Origin of the sequence: Microbulbifer sp. YPW1 (genome assembly GCF_013367775.1) — a bacterium.
Taxonomy (GTDB): domain Bacteria; phylum Pseudomonadota; class Gammaproteobacteria; order Pseudomonadales; family Cellvibrionaceae; genus Microbulbifer.
In genome coordinates this window covers 1,062,880-1,083,072 of the sequence record NZ_CP055157.1, presented here as the reverse complement: position 1 = coordinate 1,083,072, position 20,193 = coordinate 1,062,880, and the positions used below count along the sequence as shown (strand labels likewise).

Sequence of the window (20,193 nt, the reverse complement as noted above, 5' to 3'; positions counted from 1 at the left end):
AGGAGCAAAAATGAAAGCCATAGTCTGGTTAATCGGTGTCGCGATTACTGCGATGTCTGTGCTGATTATTCTCAAGCCGCAGATCGCGCGCGATATCAGTGAGCGTATGAATCCGCAGTTGTTCTATTTCGCGGCCTGGGCACGCATTGTGATCGGCATGATATTCCTGCTGATTTCCGATACCCGCAGCTGGGGCACGCTGTTCAATGTGCTGGGGATTCTGCTGGTAGTGGTCGGCGCCTATGCGTTGCAGGCGGGTTACGAGCGCACACGGGAGTTTGTGCTGGGTGTGGTGCACGGCAATGAAAACCTGGTGCGGGTAGCCGGAGCGGTGGGTGTGTTGATCGGGGTATTGTTGATATCCGCCACCTGAGTTTTGCAGTAAGGTAGTTTGATGGGTAACCCGTTTTCAGAAACCCGCCTGGTGATCTTTGATTGTGACGGCGTGCTGGTGGATAGCGAGACCATCGTGTGTCGCGTGCTGGCAGAGGAGATGACCAAGCTGGGGATGCCGGCAACGGCGGAGGAACTGGACGAGCAGTTCAGTGGCCGGCCGTCGCGGGATTGTATTCTCGATATCGAGGCGCGCTACGGTGGCCCGCTGCCGGAGTCCTATTTTCACACCACGGAAAGCCGTATCCGCCGCGCTTTCCACGAGGAGCTGGAGCCCGTCACCGGTATCCACGAGGTACTGGAAAAGCTACAGGGTACAGATCTGCAATCCTGTGTGGCGTCTTCTGGGCCGCACGCGAAAATGCAGATCACCCTGAACAAGACCGGCCTGTGGGATTTCTTTGAGGGGCGTATTTTCAGTGCGGACGATGTGGGCCGCGGCAAGCCCTGGCCGGACCTGTTCCTGCACAGTGCGCGCCAGTTCGAGGTGGACCCGCAACACTGTCTGGTAGTCGAGGATTCCATCGCCGGGGTGAAGGCGGCAGTGGCTGCGGGTATGCCGGTGATCGGCTACAGCCACAACAGCGCGCGCGGCCGTCAGCTGGAAGCCGAGGGCGCGCGGGTGATCCATGATATGCAGTTGCTGCTGGATTACCTCTGAATTAGGAAATGATTTTTACTGGGTCAGGCGGATATCCACCGAGGCGCTGCGCCGGGTGTCCTTGTCATCCACAAAGGTGCGGGTGTAACGCAGTTGGTAGATACCGTTGGCCACGAGATCGTCCACCAGGCCCGGTGGCAACATCACGGTTTCTTTCAGGGTACTTTGCCCCTCGGCCACCAGCGGCTGCGACACCTCGTATACAACCCTGTCTCCCACCAGAAACTGTCCGCTTTCAGACACGGCATTGATGCTGCCGATATCGCCGTCGAGACTCCACGCCAACATCATCTGCCGGGATTTACTGCTCACGGTCTGGGAGGGCGGGGAGGCCTGAACCTGCGCGAGTCGCCCGCTGGCATTCAGGTCGAACAGGATGTGATTGGAAAGGCTGCCGGCGGCGCCGGCAAACACACGCCGGTAACCAACCCTGCGGACACCTTTGGCATGCCAGCTGCGCGCCTGTTCCGGTGAAATCTGCACCACTTCCGTCACCACGCCGCGGTCGCCACTGAACTCGAGTATGCGGTCCACAACCGCCAGCTCCTTGTTGTTGTCCAGGTTAACGAATACACCCCTGGGCGATGCTGCGCCGCCTTTACTGGCCACCCGCCAGGTGACTTTTTCCTGATACCCCTCACTGGCATTCAGCCAGCCATCGCCGGGATCGACGGTGACAATCTGCTGGGCATTTACCGACGAGCCAAAAATCGCGGCAATCACTATCGCGATTGCGCCGATTAGCGTCAGGATGATCTGTTTGTTCATCGCGGTCTCCCTGGCGATCCGAGCCATTCAAAATAGTCGGGCATTCGTAAAAGTATCGTAAAGGTATAACGTGCCTGTGATCATCTCAGAAATTACCAGCCGCGACTAATGCCCCGGGAAAGTGCCGGTTTATTCAGGCCCTGGAAAGTTACGGATTGACAGGGGGCGATCCTAGAATGCGTCGGACTTGTGAAATCGATAATTGAACAGATGAACCCCTGAGAAACCAAGAGGAGCTGGCCCTATGCCTGCACCCCTTAGCGCCACCTGTAAGTCGATCGCCCGTCAACATCCGCGCTGGGCGTCGTTTCTGATACTGATTCCCTCGCTGCTACTGAGCGGCTGTCCGGACCCGACGAAGAAATACACCCTCGATCCTCGCGATCTGGTCAGCAATGGCCTTGGTGAACAGTCTGCACGCACCGCGGCGCCGTTTGGCGATGACATGGTGCGCTACCTGATGGGGCAGACGCGGGAGGCGGGCGATACCTTCGTGCTGGATGTGGATTTCGAGCCCGGTGGTTTTGCGCCGAGAATGGACACCCTTGGAGACGTGGAAGCACTGCTAGTGATTATGCGCGACTTTCCCAAACTTAAAATCGTGGTGGAAGGGCACACGGACAACGCTGGCGACCCCAAGAAAAACCGCAAGCTGTCGCAGTGGCGAGCGAATTGGGTAAGGCAGTTTTTACTGGAGCGCGGTATCGATGAGGAGCGGGTCGAGGCGGCAGGCCTGGGGGATTCCGATCCGGTTGCCGACAATGATACCCAGCGGGGTAGGGAGCAGAATCGGCGTCTGGTGGTGCGCGTGATCGATTTTGAGGGCAAGCCGATCAATGTGTGGATGGATGGCCCGAAAAAATAGTCTGCTGGGCGTAGGCCGGTGGCGATGTCGCTGCCGGGGATCGCTTTGTGAGACACGCCGTGAACCCATCCCTGGGGGCTCTTCTAAAACATCCCTGTTTTAGAAGGTCTCACAAAGCGATCCCCGGCATCGCCATCTGCGCTTCTTAGCACATAGCTCTATTCTGTGTGATTAGGCTTACTGGGCGATATTAAGATCCAGCGCTTTCAATATATCCGCGGTCGGTCCCACCTGATTCATGGTGTAAAAATGCAGGCCGGGCGCGCCGCCTTCCAGCAGGGTTTCACACAGGTCGGTAACAATTTCCAGTCCGAGCTTCTTCACGTCTTCCGGATCGCGGAAGCTCTCCATGCGGTATTTCAGCCAGCGCGGGATTTCCGCTCCGCAGTTGCGCGAGAAGCGCGCGAGGTTGGTGAAATTGGTGATCGGCATGATGCCCGGGTAGATGGGGGCGTCGATACCGGCTTTCTCGCACTGGTCGAGGAAGTAGAAGTAGGCATCCGGGTTGTAGAAGTACTGGGTCAGTGCGCTGTTGGCGCCGGCCTCGAACTTGCCCTTCAGGAAACGGATGTCGTCGTCGTAGCTTTCCGCTTCCGGGTGAATTTCCGGATAGGCCGCCACTTCCAGATGGAAGTGATCGCCGGTATGACGGCGGATGAAAGCCACCAGCTCATTGGCGTACACCAGTTGTGCCACCGAACCCATGCCCGAGGGCATATCGCCGCGCAGGGCGACAATACGATCCACGCCGGCTTCCTTGTAGCGCTCTAGCAGGCCCAGCACGATCTCTTCGTTGTCGCCGCCGAAGGACAGGTGCGGTGCGATGGAAATGCCATCCTTGCGCAGACTGGTGACGATATTTGCGGTGGTGTCGCGGGTGGTGCCGCCGGCGCCGTAGGTGACCGAGAAAAATTCGGGGTTGAATCCCTGCAGCTGTTCGCGGGTGTTATACAGTTTGTCCCGACCCTCTTCGGTTTTCGGCGGGAAAAATTCAAAACTGATACGTAACTTGCTCATTGTTCTATTCCATTCCCTCGGCACACAGGATCCCGGAACTGGCCCGGGATCCCAGTGTGGAGGTCTTTAATACTTGTAGCTTTCCGGCTTGTAAGGGCCGTCAACGGAAACGCCGATGTACTTGGCCTGGTCTTCGGTCATGCGGGTAATCACACCGCCAAAACCTTCCACCATGTACTTCGCCACTTCCTCGTCCAGGTGCTTGGGCAGTACTTTTACGTACAACGCAGAAACCTTCTGGTCCGCCGGCAGGTCGGCAAACTTTTCGTTGTAAAGGTGGATCTGTGCCAGCACCTGGTTGGCGAAGGAGCCGTCCATGATGCGGCTGGGGTGGCCGGTGGCGTTGCCCAGGTTCACCAGGCGGCCTTCGGAAAGCAGCAGCAGGTGATCGTTGGTTTCCGCGTTGCGCACGATCTTGTGCACCTGCGGTTTTACTTCCTGCCACTCCCAGTTTTTACGCATGAAAGCGGTATCGATCTCATTGTCGAAGTGGCCGATATTGGAAACCACGGCGCCGGACTTGAGTGCTTTCAGCATATTCGCATCGCACACGTTGACGTTACCGGTGGTGGTCACGATCAGGTCGGTGTTCGCCAGCAGTTCCTTGTTGATGCAGGACTCGCTGCCATCGTTTATGCCGTTGATATAAGGAGATACCAGTTCGTAGCCGTCCATACAGGCCTGCATGGCGCAGATGGGGTCTACCTCGGTTACCTTAACGATCATGCCTTCCTGACGCAGGGAAGCCGCGGAGCCTTTACCCACGTCGCCGTAACCAATCACCAGCGCTTTCTTGCCAGACAGCAGGTGGTCGGTACCGCGCTTGATGGCATCGTTCAGGCTGTGGCGACAGCCGTACTTGTTGTCGTTTTTGCTCTTGGTGACGGAGTCGTTCACGTTGATTGCCGGAACCTTGAGCGTACCCGCTTTCAGCATGTCCTGCAGACGGTGCACACCGGTGGTGGTTTCCTCGGAAATACCGTGACACTTGTCCAGCAGCTCCGGGTACTTGCGGTGCAGCAGTTCGGTAAGGTCGCCGCCGTCGTCCAGGATCATGTTGGGCTGCCAGCCGGCAACATCGGCACCGATGGTGCGTTCGAGACACCACTCGTACTCTTCCTCGGTTTCGCCTTTCCAGGCAAATACCGGGATACCGGACGCTGCGATGGCTGCCGCAGCGTGGTCCTGGGTAGAGAAAATGTTACAAGAGGACCAGCGTACTTCCGCACCCAGGGCAACCAGGGTTTCGATCAGTACCGCGGTCTGGATGGTCATGTGGATACAGCCCATGATGCGGGCGCCGGCCAGCGGCTGTTCCGCGCGGTATTTTTCCCGCAGGGTAATCAGCGCGGGCATTTCGCCTTCCGCAATTTCAATTTCCATGCGGCCCCAATCGGCGAGGGAGATGTCGGCTACTTTGAAGTCTTTAAATTCAGTGCTCATCTGGTTCATTACCTAATTCTCTGAGTTGTCGCTCTGGTTGTGCCGAGCGTTGTGGGCGGGCTTGTGGCCCGCCTGTTCAAATCAAATAACTGCCTGTGCGCGCAGGGTTTCCGCCTTGTCGGTTTTTTCCCACGGGAAGGCGGTAAAGGTTTCGGTCTGCTCGTGGCCGTGGCTGTCCACCCACTTGTAGGTGTGCTCAAACGGCTCGCGGCCGAAGTGGCCGTAGGCCGCGGTCAGCTGGTACATCGGGTGCAGCAGGTCCAGGGCCTTGGAGATGGCGTAGGGGCGCAGGTCGAAGTTCTCGCGCACCAGCTCGATCAGGCGCTCGTCGCTTACCTTGCCGGTGCCGAATGTGTTGATGGACACGGAGGTCGGCTCTGCCACGCCGATGGCGTAGGACACCTGGATTTCGCAGCGGCTGGCGAGGCCGGCGGCCACAATATTCTTGGCCACGTAACGACCGGCGTAAGCTGCAGAGCGGTCAACCTTGGACGGGTCTTTACCGGAGAAGGCGCCGCCGCCGTGACGGGCGGAACCACCGTAGGTGTCGACGATGATCTTACGGCCGGTGAGGCCACAGTCGCCCACCGGGCCACCGATGACAAACTTGCCGGTTGGGTTGATGTGGAACTTGGTGTTTTCGTGCAGCAGCTCGGCGGGCAGCACGTGGTGTACGATCAGTTCCAGTACCGCTTCGCGCAGGTCTTCTTGGCTCACTTCCGGATTGTGCTGGGTGGACAGCACCACGGCGTCGATGGCGCAGGGCTTGCCGTTTTCGTCGTAACGGAAGGTGACCTGGCTCTTGGCGTCCGGGCGCAGCCACGGCAGCAGTCCGGATTTGCGCGCTTCGGCCTGGCGCTCGACCAGACGGTGGGCGTAGTAGATCGGGGAGGGCATGAAGGTCGGGGTTTCGTCGGTGGCGTAGCCGAACATCAGGCCCTGGTCGCCAGCACCCTGGTCTTCCGGTTTTACACGGTCGACGCCCTGGGCGATATCCACGGACTGTTTGCCGATCACGTTGATCACACCACAGGTTTCGCCGTCGTAACCGACGTCGGACGAGGTGTAACCGATATCGGTGATGACCTTGCGCACCAGGTCTTCGAGGTCGACCCAGGCGGAGGTGCTGATTTCACCGGCAATTACTGCGATACCGGTTTTCACCAGGGTCTCACATGCAACGCGCGCATTCTTGTCACGCGCCAGCAGGGCGTCCAGAACCGCGTCGGAAATCTGGTCGGCAATTTTGTCCGGATGTCCTTCGGATACGGATTCCGAAGTAAAAATGCTGTATTCACTCATTGTGAGTTTCTCCTTTCGCGCAGTAATGCGCCTGACTTATTCCGCTGCTGGCGGTTATAAAATTTGCTCGGCCTTGTAGCTTTTGGCCCGGAGCTCAGTTCCTGTTTTGGGGCGTCCAAGGAGCCGGTGAAAGGTTTCAAAACCGAGCTAGGCGCCCCCCTGTGAATACATCCCTGTACGCTGCGTCGGCGCCGTCCATGGCGCCGACGCTTTTGAAACCTTTCACCGGCCCCTTGGCCTTCAATTTGTATTTCGGTACTTCGTCGCTAGTTATGCTTACGAAGCTCAGGAACCCTTAACAAACTCCTGAATTTGAATCTGAAACCCGTTGCGCAGGGCGCTGTGTTCACTGCGTCCCTTCTGCAGGCCGGCCTCGGCCGCCCACTCAATCAACTGCTGCGGAGCAAAGCCCAGCCACAGGTCGCCACAGGCATCCCGAGCCCAGTCCTGCTTGTGATCGTGCAGCTCCGTAATCAACAGCTGTCCGCCCACTTTCAACGACTTCTGCAAATCGTGAAAAATCTGTGCCGGCTCCGGCGTGTGGTGCAAAACCATATTCACCACAATCGCATCGCAACTTTCCGGACGAGACGCCGCCGCACGGGTGTCGTCGCACACGAACTCGATATTCTGCAGGCCCTGCTCATCCGCAAATGCCTGCGCTCGCTCCAGCATCGTCTGCGACAGGTCCAGAGCAGTCACCGTGCCGAAGCGGCTTGCCAGTTCCTCGAGAAATTCCCCTTCACCAGGGCCCACCTCCAGCGCGTGACGCCCCGGTTTCAACATCTGTGCTACTTGCGGACCGTAGACGCTATAACTGGCGATCAACTCCTGCTGCTCGCGGAAGCGATTGCCGTAATCCGCGAAAAAGCGGCGCGAGGCCTCCGCGCGTTCCGCGGCAATCCGCGCAACGGTTTCCGCACGAGCCTCGGTGAGCGCCAGCTGGTCAAGGCCGGCAAACAGCTGTTGCAGCAGCTCGCTACCCGCGGTGCGGCGGTAGAACAGGTTGTTGCCCTCGCGGCGCTTGCTCACCAGGCCTGCCTGCGCGAGCACTTTCAGGTGGTGGGAGAGCGCCGGCTGGCGCAGGTCGAAGATGCGACACAGCTCCAGCACGCTGTAGGAGTCCTGGGCCAGCAGGCGCAGAATCTCCAGGCGCAGCGGATCCCCGGCGGCCTTTAGGGTCGCCGCCAGCTGTGGAATCTGGGCGCTGGCGTGTGCTTCACGCTCGGCGCTGGCACTGCCGCTGGAACTACTGGAATTAAGCATGGCGGGGAGTCTAGCAGCGCTTTTGAGCTATATCAAAATATTTTGATTTAGGTGCATTGAATTTTTTTGATGCAGGTGCGGGCAAATCCCCAGAGGGCGCCCATATTGCGATTCATTAGGAAAATGTTGCTGCCGCGGCCCGATAATTGCCCTCGCAGCCTTTGCGCCCGGCGGGGTATTACGGGAAAATACGCCCCCCGTTTTGCCGCCGGCCAGTGCCGGTGCAGAAGTGGAATTGCGGCAAACTGGCCGTCAGAGCCGGGCCCGCAGCGCATCTGATGAACCGAAGATCCCCAAACCGAGAATTCCCTATGTCTTCTACTCCGTCTCGCACAGAAAAGGCCAACGCCATCCGCGCACTAGCCATGGACGCGGTCCAGAAAGCCAAAAGCGGCCACCCCGGCGCGCCCATGGGTATGGCAGATATCGCTGAAGTGCTGTGGAACGACTATCTGAAGCACAACCCGGCCAACCCCGAGTGGGCTGACCGCGACCGCTTTGTGCTGTCCAACGGCCACGGTTCCATGCTGCTGTATTCCCTGCTGCACCTGACAGGTTACGACCTGTCCATCCACGAGCTGCAGAACTTCCGCCAGCTGCATTCCAAAACCCCGGGCCACCCGGAGTACGGTTACGCGCCGGGCGTTGAAACCACCACCGGCCCGCTGGGCCAGGGCATCACCAATGCCGTGGGCTTCGCCCTGGCCGAGAAAGTGCTGGCGGCCCAGTTCAACCGCGAAGGCTACGAACTGGTCGATCACCACACCTACTGTTTCCTGGGCGACGGCTGCCTGATGGAAGGCATCTCCCACGAAGCCTGCTCCCTGGCCGGCACCCTGGGCCTGGGCAAGCTGATCGCGTTCTACGACGACAACGGCATTTCCATCGACGGTGAAGTAGAAGGCTGGTTCACCGACGACACGCCCAAGCGTTTCGAATCCTACGGCTGGCACGTGATTCCGGGCGTGGATGGCCACGATCCCGCCGCCATCAAAGCCGCCATCGAAGAAGCCCGCGCGGAAACCGGCAAGCCCACCATTATCTGCTGCAAGACCGTGATCGGCTTCGGCTCCCCCAACAAGCAGGGCCGCGAAGAGTGTCACGGCGCACCGCTGGGCGACGAAGAGATCGCACTGGTACGTGAAACCCTGGGCTGGAAACACGAGCCCTTCGTCATCCCCGAAGACCTGTACCACGCCTGGGACGGCCGCGCCAAAGGCGGCGAACAGGAAGACGAGTGGAACGACATCTTCGAAGACTATACAGAAGCCCACCCGGAACTGGCCGAAGAGTTTGTACGCCGCATGAAAGGCGACCTGCCCGCGGACTTCCTCGCCAAGGCCGACGAGTACATCAAGCAGTGCCAGGCTGACGGCGACAAGATTGCCTCCCGTAAAGCCAGCCAGAACACCCTGAACGCGTTCGGCCCGCTGCTGCCAGAATTCCTCGGCGGTTCTGCCGACCTCGCCGGTTCCAACCTCACCATCTGGTCCGGCGCCAAAGGTGTGAGCGCCGACGATGCCTCCGGCAACTACGTCTACTACGGCGTACGTGAATTCGGCATGAGCGCGATCATGAACGGCATCGCCCTGCACGGCGGCTTCGTTCCCTATGGCGCCACCTTCCTGATGTTCATGGAATACGCCCGCAACGCCGTGCGTATGGCCGCCCTGATGAAGCAGAAGGTCGTGTTTGTATACACCCACGACTCCATCGGCCTCGGCGAAGACGGCCCCACCCACCAGCCGGTAGAACAGCTCACCGCACTGCGTTCCACCCCGAACCTGCAGACCTGGCGCCCCTGTGACGCCACCGAGTCCGCGGTGAGCTGGAAAATGGCCGTATCCCGCAGCGACGGCCCCAGCGCCCTCATCTTCAGCCGCCAGGGCCTCGCCCCGCAGGCGCGCACCGACGAGCAGCTGGCCAACATCGAGAAGGGCGGTTACATCCTGCGCGATAGCGACGGCGAACCGGAAGCGATCATCATCGCCACCGGCTCTGAAGTAGAACTGGCCGTAGCCGCTGCCGACCAGCTCGCTGGCCGCAAGGTACGCGTCGTTTCCATGCCCTGCGCCGAAGCCTTCTCTACCCAGAGCGCCGACTACCGCGAATCTGTGCTGCCTTCCAGCGTGCGCGCCCGCGTCGCCGTGGAAGCCGGTCACAAGGACTACTGGTACAAGTTCGTCGGCTTCGATGGCGCCATCATCGGCATGGAAACCTTCGGTGAATCCGCGCCAGCTGGCGATCTGATGAAGCACTTCGGCATCACTGCCGAGAAGGTTGTGGAAGCGGTTGAAGGACTGCTGAAGTAATAACGGGCCCAGGCTAACGAAGCTCTGTGGTTTGAATAGAAGGGCAGGTGCTGGGGGCGGGTTTTCAGGATCGTCGGCAACAGGGATGTTGCCGACGAAGCGTACAGGGACGTATTCACAGCAGTCCTGAAAACCCGCCCCCAGTACCTGACCGCCACCGCACCGGAAATAAATCCAGAAGGCGGTGCCGTCAGCCTGAGGATTTCATGCCCAACCAATCTCCTATAAGACTCGCCATCAACGGCTACGGCCGCATAGGACGCAGCGTTCTGCGCGCCCTCTACGAATCCAATCTGCGCGACCAAATGCAGATCGTTGCCATCAACGAGCTGGCCGACTGCGCCACCATCGCGCACCTGACCAAATACGACACCGTGCACGGCCGCTTCCATGGCGAAGTCACCGTCCACAACGACGCCTTACAGATTAACGGCGACCCGATTGCCGTCACCCACTTTGAAAACCTCGAAGACCTCGACTGGCGCCAAGAGCGCGTGGATATCGTCCTCGAGTGCACCGGCAGCTTCACTGAACGCGAACGCGCGGAACTGCATTTAAAGGCGGGTGCCAAGAAAGTCATCTTCTCCCAGCCCGCCACCAGCGACGTCGACGCCACCATCGTCTACGGCGTCAACGACACCGCACTGACCGGCGCTGAGACCATCATCTCCGCCGCCTCCTGCACCACCAACTGCAGCATTCCCGTCATCGCCGCACTGGAGAGCGCCTTCGGCATCGAAGCCGGCGTTATCACCACCATCCACTCGGCCATGAACGACCAGCCGGTAAATGATGCCTACCATCACACCGACCTGCGCAAAACCCGTTCCGCCATCTCCTCCATCATCCCGGTAGATACCGGACTGGCCCGGGGAATCGAGCGCATACTCCCGGAAATGGCCGGCAAATTCGAAGCCCAGGCCATGCGCGTACCCACCGTCAACGTCTCCGCCATCGACCTCTCCGTGCAGCTGCACAGAAATGTCACCCAGGCGGAAGTGAACTCGGTACTGAAGCGCGCAGCAGAAACCCGGTTCTCCGGTGTACTGGGCTATACCGAAGAACCGCTCACCTCCTGCGACTACAACCACGATCCCCGCTCCGGCATTGTCGATGCCAGCCAGACCCGTGTAGCCGGCGGCAGGCTGGTCAAGGTACTGATCTGGTTCGACAACGAATGGGGCTTTGCCAACCGCATGCTGGATGTCGCCAGACACGTGAACGTTTGAACACGGTTGCGACGCTGTACCCGTGAAAATTTATCTCCTGACCCACGAAAGAGAGCTGGATAGGCCGACGAATACCGGAAGGCTCGCGCTGGATGTGGGCGGGGATACGGAAGGCGTCGTCGAGCGCATCGTCTGGAACCGCGTCGCACCCTGCCCAAAATTGCTTTCCGTGCTCAAGGCTCCCAATACAGGATTGCTGTATCCGGTAGCGGAAGTGCCTGGCGAAGAGATCGCACTTGCGGATTGTGATCAATTTGTCCTGCTGGACGCCACCTGGCAGGAAGCACGCAAGATGTTTAATCGCAGCCCCTATTTGCATCCCGTAAAACGTGTTGCGTTGAACACGACTGCAGCCTCGCGCTATGCGCTGCGGCGCAATCAGCGACAGGGCGGTTTGTGTACCGTGGAATGCGTCATCGAAATTTTGCGGAGCAAGGGGCGCATGGAATTGGCTGCGCACATACAGGCGCAATTCGACCACTTCAATATCCGATAGCACTCACCGCGTTAGCATTTTTTGTGAATGTAATCGCACTCATTGTGGGTCGTTTCCCGTTCAGTTCATGACCAGGTGTGTCTTTCTGTTCAACTCCCTGAGCCGCTCACCCGCAGGCTTCGTCCCACGTTGGATGGGAAGTGATAGTGGGAGAAGTGTCGTCAAACCGAATTGGTAGATTGGAGGTGCACGCTGCAAAGCGTGCCTCAACCAATGAGGGAAAACGACGATGCATAATAAAAATAGATATAAAAAGTTGCTTCTCACCGTCGGCCTGTCGGCCGCATTGCCGGCTTTCGGTCAGCAGTGCCAGTCTCCGGCGCCGGTGTGGGAAGACAATTTCGACGGTACCACTTTGGACACCTCCAAGTGGGAACCCATGATTGGCGATGGTTGCAGTTACGGTATCTGTGGGTGGGGCAATAGTGAGCTCCAGTATTACAAAGCCGAAAATGCCACCGTGGCCAACGGGTTGCTCACTATCACCGCGCGCAAGGAGCGGGTGCAGAGCAAGGCATACACGTCTGCGCGCCTGCGCACTGCCAATATGCCCAACGGCGGCGAGTGGACCAACGGTCGCTTCGAAGCGCGTATCAAGGTGCCGGACGGCACCGGCATGTGGTCGGCGTTCTGGATGCTGCCCACCGATCCCGCCGAGGGTTGGCCGATCAGCGGCGAGATCGACATTCTGGAATCGCTCGGTCAATCGGATGAATATGTCTTCGGCACGCTGCACTACGGCGAGCTCTACCCGAATAACTCCCATACCGGTAATCGCTTACTGATCCAGCCGGAACCCTGGTCGGCGGATTTCCATGTCTACGCGCTGGAGTGGGAGCCTGACGAGATGCGCTGGTACGTGGACGACCAGTTGTACGCAACACTGACTCCCAATGACCTCACCGACGCATCCTACTGGACCTTCGAAAATTACCAGTATCACTTCCTGCTGAACCTGGCGGTGGGCGGTAACCTCGGCGGTGCGGTAGATGATTCCATGCTGCCGCAAACTATGCAGGTGGATTATGTTCGGGTCTATGATCACGGCCAGCCCAGCATCAAGGGTGACCGTATTGTGGATAACGGCGAAACCACCACCTATTCCGTAGCAGGTGCGATCGGCGGTAATCCCGGTTATGCCTGGAGCCTGCCGGCCGACGCGACCCTGGTTGCCGGTGGCAACAGCGATACTGTCACCGTGCAGTGGGGCAGCGCCGGCGGCGCTGTGACTGTCAGCGTGACTGACAGTTGTGGCAATCGCGAACTGAGTTTGCCGGTACATGTGGGGCCAAAGCTGGTGCAGGAGAGCGTACTGGAAAACTTCGAATCCCAGCGCAACCTGACCTACAGCGTGTTCGACGGCACCTTTGTTCAGGATGCCGCCAACCCGCAGGCGGATGCCAACAATGCCTCTACCACCGTTGCGATGTATACCCGTTCTGCGGGTGCCCAGTACGACGTGATCGCTGCCGATACCAACGCGGTGCCCGATGCGGATCCGTTCCTTTCCGGTGAGAAAGCGTTCTATATGGACGTGTTCACCACCGCTGCTCCGGGTACCCAGATCCTGGTACAGCTGGAAGATAGCGCTACAGCCACTGCCACCAACTACCCCACAGGGCGCCACTCCAAGTATGCGGCCTATGTAGGCGAGGGCAGCGGCTGGCAGCGACTCAAGTTCGAGTTGGACGACCGTATAGATGGCGGCACACCGGCAAATGCCGTGGACAGCCTGGTGATCCTGTTTGATCCCAATACCTTCAACGGAGACACCTACTACTGGGATAACTTCGACATCTACGGTCTCGATACCGGTGCCAACCAGTCCCCCACCGCAAGTGCCAGTCACACCTGCACCGGTCTGGACTGCAGTTTTGACGGCAGCGCCAGTGCGGACAGCGATGGTTCGGTTGTCGGCTACCAGTGGGACTTTGGAGACGGTGGCTCCGCCTCCACCGTTTCGGCCAGCCACACCTACGCCGCACCAGGTACCTACACCGCAACGCTGACGGTTACCGATGATCAGGGCGCAAGCGGCCAGACAAGCTTCGAGTTAAGCGTAAACGACGGCGCCGAAGCCACCACCATGTACGTGTCCAGCGTGGTGACCGGTACCGCTTCCGCGGGAAGGGGGCAGAAGTACGCCACCGCAACGGTGACCGTACTGGATGACCTGGGCCGCGGCGTGCCGGGCGTGTCAGTGAGCGGTAACTTTGGTGGCAACATTACCGAAAGTGGTGCGAGCGGACTCACCGATAGCAACGGCATCGCCAGCATCACCAGTACGGCTACTGCTGGTGGTAACCTCTCGGTCAGCTTCTGTGTCACCGACCTGAGTGGTGGCCTGAGCCACGACACCGCTACCAGCACCGGGCTTTGCCAGTGAAGCAGTGCGCATTTGGGCGGCGGTAGCCGCCCCGCGCAAAGAGGATATCCAGATATCCGCGTAAATGAAGGCCTGCCCCCGGTGACGCCGGGCGCAGGCTTTTTTATTGGTTAGTTGAAACCGCAGGAGCCCAGGCGATCTTTGTACGGCTGGGAATCCTTCATAAACGCCACATACTCTTCGCGAAAGCTCGCGCAGGATGCGGTGGAATCATCCGAGCTGCCACAACAGCGGATTACTTCTGACAGCGCCTGCTGTGAAACACTGTCAAACGCTTCGGACTGACCGGCACCGTACATGATGCTGTCGGGCCAGCTCTTTACCGGACGCCACGAGTTGTTGCCATAGGCACCGCCGTAATAGCAGCCTGCGCCCTCCATACAGTCGAGCCCGATATCCTCGGTGCCCCAGGCGGGTGTGCACTGGGAGCCGAAGTACTCGTCCTCTGCGTCCTCGGACCAGGTGCAGCAGGAAACGGTGCCGCCGTCGTCGGTTTTGCATTCACCGGATTCGCTGCGATTGTGGCTGACGCAGGCATCCCTGCTGTCAAACGTGTTGCAGGCAGCGCTGGCGGAAAGCGTGTATTCGGAGGCGGGCTTGTAGCTGTTGCACCACTTCTCGCAGCCGGGGCCATCCAGGTTGCCCCATTCCCGCGACAGCTCGCTGGGCCAGCCGGTGACGGGAGATCCGTCGGTGTTGGTGCCGCCGTCATAGAGGTCGGCGAGGCCGAAATTGTGTCCAACCTCGTGTACCACAAGATTTTTCAGATTAAACAGCGCGGTATCCGCGTCCGGCCACTGGCTGTCGCTGCCGAGGTAGATGATCTCGCCACCGGAAGCGCCGTAGCCGGTATCCGCGATCACCACCTTGATTACCCCATGGATATCATCGACCTCACACTGCTCGAGAATTGCCTGGTGGACCCGCTCATCGTTACAGGCAAAGGATGCGCCGCTGCTGTTGCCGGTGGCTTCACACCCGAGTGCATCTGCACCGCTCAGGTCGAGCCGGTAAAAGGCGAAGTTCGCTGTATAGTCCTTCAGTGGGGCCAGCTTCTGGAACTGGTTGTGCACCGCATCGTCGACGATTTCATCGAAATAGGGCGCACCGTCCAGGTTGGCAAACAGCAGCTTGAATTCCGCGGCTTCACTACCGGCCACGAGCGGGCAGCTGGGGGTGGTACTTACCCGTGCGTAATCGCCCGGTTGCACGGTCTGGAGTGATCCAGAAGTGTCCGTTGGCGTATCAGAAGCACCGCCGGAGCCGCTTTGTGCGTTGCCGGGGGCGTTGGATGGTGGTGGAACCTGGGTGAGATCCGCTCCGGGATCTTCACTTCCGCCGCCGCCTCCACCGCAGCCGATTGCGAGGGTGAAAAATATACACAGGCCACTTAGCCAGAAAGTACGGAATCGCATCTTGAAAGGATTGAGGTTGCCTAAGTGTGGACACTTGGCCATAGTCCACTGGTTATTGGTATTCGAGCCCAATCCATCGTGCGCCTGTCACCGGAGCCCCTGTAATCCCTTCCGGCTGATTATGTTTGGTGCAAAAGTAGGCGATTCTACGGTTGAAAAATGATCGTTTCCAGCGATAAAACCGCAGTTTCGGAACTGAATGGGAAGTCAGATTGATACCCGGCCACGGCCGGAAAAGCCTGGAGAAAAGTGATGAGAAAATTGTTCTTTTTATTCGCAGTCATGGCGATTGCTTTGCCCGCTTCTGCACTGGAAGTGGGAGATATGGCCCCAGAGTTTTCTCTGCAGGCTTCCGATGGAAAAACCTACACCCTGTCCGATTACAAGGGCAAGCAGGCTGTCGTGGTCGCCTGGTATCCCAAGGCGTTTACCAAAGGCTGTACCATCGAGTGCAAGTCCCTGGCGGAGAACGGCCACCTGATTCGTAAATACGACGTCGCCTACTTTATGGCGAGCACCGACGATGTAGAGGACAATGCCAAGTTCGCTGCAGAACAGAAAGCGGATTTCCCGCTGTTGAGCGATCCGTCTGGTGAAGTCGCCGCTGCCTACGATGTGAAAATGCCGGTGTTGAACATGGCCAAGCGGGTAACCATCTACATTGGCAAGGATGGCAAGGTGTTGAAGATCGATCGCGATATCAAACCCGCAACCAGTGCCCAGGACATCGCGGCTACCCTCGGGCAGCTGGATGTAGCACACAAGGAATAGGGATTTCCTCGCGATTAATCCGGATCAATAAAGGCCGCTCATGCGGCCTTTTCTTTACCTGAGTTTTCTGGCGAGCATCTCGCAAAATAAAAAAGGCCGCAATTGCGGCCGAACACTGGGGGTATTCTTTAAAATACTGTTAGTCAGATTTTTTTGCCTCGAGCAGCTCCATGCCCTGCAGCTCGGGTATTGCGCGATGCAGATCGGTTTCCAGGGCATCCAGTTCGAGTAGCTGGGTGCAAAGCCCTTCGGCTCGCGCCTCCAGTCGCTCCGCTTTCCTTTCCATCACCTTCTCCACCTTTTCGGCAGCCAGCTCTGCATCCCGCTCGATACTCGCGCCACCGGTGAACGCCGCTTTCAGTGCGTGCCAGGCGATTTTACCTGCAGATTTTTTTGCCAGGGCCTCGAGCTGGGGTTCTAGCTCCCGCTCGAAGGATTCCCCCATCGCATGGTCAACCCAGGATCCACCGAAGGTGTATACGTCACCCGGGCGCTGGGTTTGCACCAGTAGCTTGGTGCGCAGCGCCCGTGAAGATGAGAGAAATTCCTGGGTGTCAGGATCGTCCGCACCGGCGAGGGCTGACAGTGCGATTCCAACTCCATCCAACGCGATATCCATCGCGTCTGCCGCTATCAGTGAGACGTCGCGACCTGCACTGTGCAGGCCCTGCTGGTAGGACTGCATCAGCACCTGCTGTTCCGGAGTGAGAATGACCCCGTCGTCGCCCACCGCCAGCTGATCCGGTGCATGGTAAGCGATCTGTGGCGCACCTTTGTCGCCGCCCCGGGTCTCTATGAAATCCGGCCCCACGGTTACCTGCTGGTGCAGGTCCACCGAGCAACTGCTGTGATTGTCTGTATCGATATTTACCTCAGTGGCCAGTGCTACCGAGGAGGAGAGTGCTGCAACTGCAAAAAAAGGGAGTAGGTGCTTCATCGCTGAATCCGTATTTATTCATCTGTGCCTATGACGCACGCAGTGTTCCATATGGATGCACGGGAAGAGAAAAAAAATCTGGCATACATATTGCTCTATACCGGGTAGCGCTCAGAAAAATAGCTGAGAACTGCTGATTCCGGTGGTCGCGGGGATCCTCCCGCACCGCTCTGTCTCCCGGGTCCACATGGCCCGGATGTATCTGAAAGTGCCCGTTGTATCTGATGTATTGCGAGCTGTGTATATCCCCGGATTGCACGGCACGGGATGCTTTTGCCCAAAATTTATGGTTATGGCATTTATTCAATAAGAAGGGTGGGTTATGAAGCGTAAATCTCTAAGTTGTGCTGTGATGGCAATTATCACCGGTAGTGCGCTCGCACCGGTAGCGCCTGTAATGGCGGAAGAAATCGAAGAAGTGGCCGTTACCGGCTTGCGAGGCAAGCCGCGTTCGGTGTCGGATTCTCCCGTGCCGGTCGATGTATTTGGTAGCGAAGCGTTGCAGTCGGTTTCCTATACCGATACCAACGATGTCATGAAGACACTGGTGCCTTCATATAATGTCACTCGTCAGCCTATCAGTGATGGCGGCACATTTGTTCGCCCGGCTCAATTGCGGGGCATGCCCACGGATAAAACCCTGGTGCTGGTGAATTCCAAGCGCCGTCACCGCGCCGCGCTGGTGCAGATTGGCGGTTCCGGTACCCAGGGGCCGGACATTGCGACAATTCCGAGTTCTGCGCTGAAGTCTGTGGAAGTGCTGCGCGACGGTGCTGCGGCCCAGTACGGTTCTGACGCCATTGCCGGTGTGATCAACTTTATCCTCAAGGACAATGCTGAAGGTGGTTCGGTAAGTGTGCGCGCGGGTGAGTACACCGAAGGCGACGGGTTCCAGACCACTGCAACCGGTAATGTGGGTATGCCGATCGGCAATGATGGCTTCCTCAGTATTTCCGGTGAAATGTCCCAGTCAGACTTTACATCCCGCTCCGAGCAGTACTGTGAAGAATGGTTCTGCCTTGCGGATCAGGATCCGGATTTTATCGAAGCGGCAAAAAATGCATCTCTCGAAGGCGATGTAGTGCAGCCCTGGGGGCAGCCGAACTCTGAAGGTGCGCGGCTCTTTTTTAACGCCGGCTACGATTTAGGTGGCGGCAAAGAGCTTTACGCCTTTGGTAACTACTCCGAAAGCGAAGCGGATGGCAGCTTCTATTATCGCTATCCGGGCAACGGCACCATCGAAGATCTGCGCGAGGAAGATGGCTCCGTCTACAGCCCGCTGGAAAAATTCCCCGGCGGCTTTACGCCCCGCTTCTTTGGTGAAGTGACAGACTACTCCCTGGTGAGTGGTCTAAAGGGAGAAATGGCGTCCGGAATGCTGTACGACTTTAGTGCACGTTACGGTAATAGCGAAGTCGCCTACACCCTGAAAAACACCGTCAACCCTTCTATGGGGCCGGATAGCCCAACGTCGTTCAAGCCGGGTACCCTGGCGAACGAGGAAATTCAGCTGCAGGCGGACTTCTCCAAAGAACTCGATTGGGGCATGAGTGCACCAGTAGTTGCGGCTTTTGGCCTCAGCTATATGGATGAATCCTATGACCTGACCGGTGGTGATCCGGCTTCCTATGCGGCCGGTCCTTATGCCACACAGGACCCCTGGAGTTTCTGTGACGGTACGACGCCCACCGAGGCGGGACAGGCGGTGATCGACGGCGGTTCAACACTGAACTGTGCGGATGAAAATGATCCAATCTATACCGTGGTTGGTGTCGGCTCCAACGGCTTCCCCGGCTACTCCCCGGAGTACTCCGGTAGTTATTCCCGCGACTCTTATGCCATTTACGGTGACCTGAGTAGCGATGTCAGCGACAGACTGTTTTTACAGGCGGCGATGCGCTTTGAAGACTACTCCGACTTCGATTCCGAACTTGTGGGCAAGCTCGCCCTGCAGTACGACCTGACCGAAAATATCGGGCTCCGCTCCTCCATCGGTACCGGTTTCCGTGCACCAACACCGGGCCAGCAAGGTACCACGAACGTGTCTACCCGACTGCCCAACGGCTTCCCGGTTGCTACCGGCCTGTTCCCCGCAAGCAGTTCCGTTGCGCAGGCGCTGGGTGCAGAAGCGTTGAAGCCGGAGACCTCCACCAACTTTACTTTCGGTTTCACGGCCGACTTCGACGACCTGTCCATGACTGTGGACTTCTATCGTATCGATGTGGATGACCGGACTTACGCTATCTCAACCCTCGACGTATCGGCCGATAGTGGTGCCGGGAGTGCCTATGACAACTACCTCGCTCTTGTTGATGCGGGTGTTGTTGGTGCGGAATCGATTGGTGGCGTTTTCTACTTCACCAATGCTTTCGATACCCGCACTCAGGGTGTAGATGTTGTCGCCACTTATCCGCTGAGCTGGTCCGACACCAGTATCACCAACCTGACCGCGTCCTTTAACTACAACAAGTCAGAATTTGCCTCGGATCCCAGTGCTTACCTGAACGAAGAGGACGAGTTCGACTTTGAAAACTTCCAGCCTGAAGTCCGGGGTGCCATCACAGCGATGCACGATATCGGACCGGTTTCCCTAATGGCGCGCGCCAACTGGTACGGCAGCTATGAGAACTTCCAGGGTGGTGATGTCCAGGAATATGACCCAGTCGTACAGGTGGATCTGGAAGGGCGTTACAACATTACCGAGATGACAAATGTCAGTGTTGGTGGCCGCAATGTCTTTGACGAGTACCCGGAAAAGGATCAGCTGGGTGACTACTGTTGTGGTGCGGTATACGCATCGGATACGGCGGTCGACTGGCAGGGTAGCTTCTACTACATGAGCCTGAATCACAATTTCTAAATAGCAGTGTCTTCTGCAAATTGGATCCCCGCTCCGGCGGGGATTTTTTTATGCCCGGATGAAAAGTTGGCG

At 58.3% G+C, this 20,193-nt stretch carries 16 protein-coding genes; 9 read left to right on the top strand and 7 right to left on the bottom strand.

The genetic code is table 11. The annotated features are described in order from the left end of the window. Positions 1-10 precede the first annotated feature (10 nt). Positions 11-373: a hypothetical protein gene (locus tag HUW35_RS04610; protein WP_181254456.1), complete on the top strand. Its 363-nt coding sequence runs from the start codon at positions 11-13 to the stop codon at positions 371-373. A 21-nt stretch (positions 374-394) separates the two neighbouring features. Further along, positions 395-1,054 carry an HAD family phosphatase gene (locus HUW35_RS04605; RefSeq protein WP_181254455.1) on the top strand — a complete coding sequence of 220 codons (660 nt, stop codon included), beginning with the start codon at positions 395-397 and terminating at the stop codon, positions 1,052-1,054. Between the two features lie 15 nt (positions 1,055-1,069). Here the strand turns inward: HUW35_RS04605 and HUW35_RS04600 are convergent, their stop codons facing one another. Next, on the bottom strand, positions 1,070-1,822 hold the full coding sequence (locus HUW35_RS04600) for a hypothetical protein (protein ID WP_181254454.1): 753 nt from the start codon (positions 1,820-1,822) through the stop codon (positions 1,070-1,072). 244 nt (positions 1,823-2,066) lie between these two features. Between HUW35_RS04600 and HUW35_RS04595 the strand changes: the two genes are divergently transcribed. After that, the gene (locus tag HUW35_RS04595) at positions 2,067-2,687 is read left to right on the top strand and encodes an OmpA family protein (RefSeq protein ID WP_181254453.1); all 621 of its coding nucleotides are present in this window, start codon (positions 2,067-2,069) and stop codon (positions 2,685-2,687) included. 177 nt (positions 2,688-2,864) lie between these two features. On the opposite strand, the gene metF is transcribed toward HUW35_RS04595, so the two are convergent. From metF to HUW35_RS04575, 4 genes are all read right to left on the bottom strand, one after another. Next, positions 2,865-3,704: a methylenetetrahydrofolate reductase [NAD(P)H] gene (gene metF / locus HUW35_RS04590; protein ID WP_181254452.1), complete on the bottom strand. Its 840-nt coding sequence runs from the start codon at positions 3,702-3,704 to the stop codon at positions 2,865-2,867. A gap of 66 nt (positions 3,705-3,770) precedes the next feature. Further along, the gene (gene ahcY / locus HUW35_RS04585; protein WP_370464609.1) at positions 3,771-5,147 is read right to left on the bottom strand and encodes an adenosylhomocysteinase; all 1,377 of its coding nucleotides are present in this window, start codon (positions 5,145-5,147) and stop codon (positions 3,771-3,773) included. Between the two features lie 81 nt (positions 5,148-5,228). Then, the gene (gene metK, locus HUW35_RS04580; RefSeq protein WP_181254450.1) at positions 5,229-6,449 is read right to left on the bottom strand and encodes a methionine adenosyltransferase; all 1,221 of its coding nucleotides are present in this window, start codon (positions 6,447-6,449) and stop codon (positions 5,229-5,231) included. A 285-nt stretch (positions 6,450-6,734) separates the two neighbouring features. Beyond that, positions 6,735-7,715: a metalloregulator ArsR/SmtB family transcription factor gene (locus HUW35_RS04575; protein ID WP_181254449.1), complete on the bottom strand. Its 981-nt coding sequence runs from the start codon at positions 7,713-7,715 to the stop codon at positions 6,735-6,737. 311 nt (positions 7,716-8,026) lie between these two features. Between HUW35_RS04575 and tkt the strand changes: the two genes are divergently transcribed. From tkt to HUW35_RS04555, 4 genes are all read left to right on the top strand, one after another. Continuing rightward, positions 8,027-10,027: a transketolase gene (gene tkt, locus HUW35_RS04570; protein ID WP_181254448.1), complete on the top strand. Its 2,001-nt coding sequence runs from the start codon at positions 8,027-8,029 to the stop codon at positions 10,025-10,027. A gap of 206 nt (positions 10,028-10,233) precedes the next feature. Continuing rightward, positions 10,234-11,256 carry a type I glyceraldehyde-3-phosphate dehydrogenase gene (gene gap, locus HUW35_RS04565; RefSeq protein ID WP_181254447.1) on the top strand — a complete coding sequence of 341 codons (1,023 nt, stop codon included), beginning with the start codon at positions 10,234-10,236 and terminating at the stop codon, positions 11,254-11,256. A gap of 22 nt (positions 11,257-11,278) precedes the next feature. Continuing rightward, positions 11,279-11,752, top strand: a complete 474-nt coding sequence (locus tag HUW35_RS04560; RefSeq protein WP_181254446.1) for a DTW domain-containing protein — start codon at positions 11,279-11,281, stop codon at positions 11,750-11,752. 229 nt (positions 11,753-11,981) lie between these two features. Further along, positions 11,982-14,138, top strand: coding sequence for a family 16 glycosylhydrolase (locus HUW35_RS04555; protein ID WP_181254445.1), 2,157 nt, complete (start codon positions 11,982-11,984; stop codon positions 14,136-14,138). A gap of 110 nt (positions 14,139-14,248) precedes the next feature. Here the strand turns inward: HUW35_RS04555 and HUW35_RS04550 are convergent, their stop codons facing one another. Next, a complete protein-coding gene (locus HUW35_RS04550; protein ID WP_181254444.1) occupies positions 14,249-15,595 on the bottom strand; it encodes a hypothetical protein in 1,347 nt (448 codons plus the stop codon). A 210-nt stretch (positions 15,596-15,805) separates the two neighbouring features. On the opposite strand from HUW35_RS04550, the gene HUW35_RS04545 reads away from it, so the two are divergent. Next, positions 15,806-16,324 (top strand): peroxiredoxin, encoded by a 519-nt coding sequence (locus HUW35_RS04545; protein WP_181254443.1) that lies wholly within the window; start codon positions 15,806-15,808, stop codon positions 16,322-16,324. Positions 16,325-16,463: 139 nt separating this feature from the next. Here HUW35_RS04545 and HUW35_RS04540 read toward each other — a convergent pair whose 3' ends face one another. Next, positions 16,464-17,261: a DUF2884 family protein gene (locus tag HUW35_RS04540; protein WP_181254442.1), complete on the bottom strand. Its 798-nt coding sequence runs from the start codon at positions 17,259-17,261 to the stop codon at positions 16,464-16,466. Between the two features lie 322 nt (positions 17,262-17,583). On the opposite strand from HUW35_RS04540, the gene HUW35_RS04535 reads away from it, so the two are divergent. After that, a complete protein-coding gene (locus HUW35_RS04535) occupies positions 17,584-20,121 on the top strand; it encodes a TonB-dependent siderophore receptor (protein ID WP_181254441.1) in 2,538 nt (845 codons plus the stop codon). Positions 20,122-20,193: the final 72 nt, after the last annotated feature.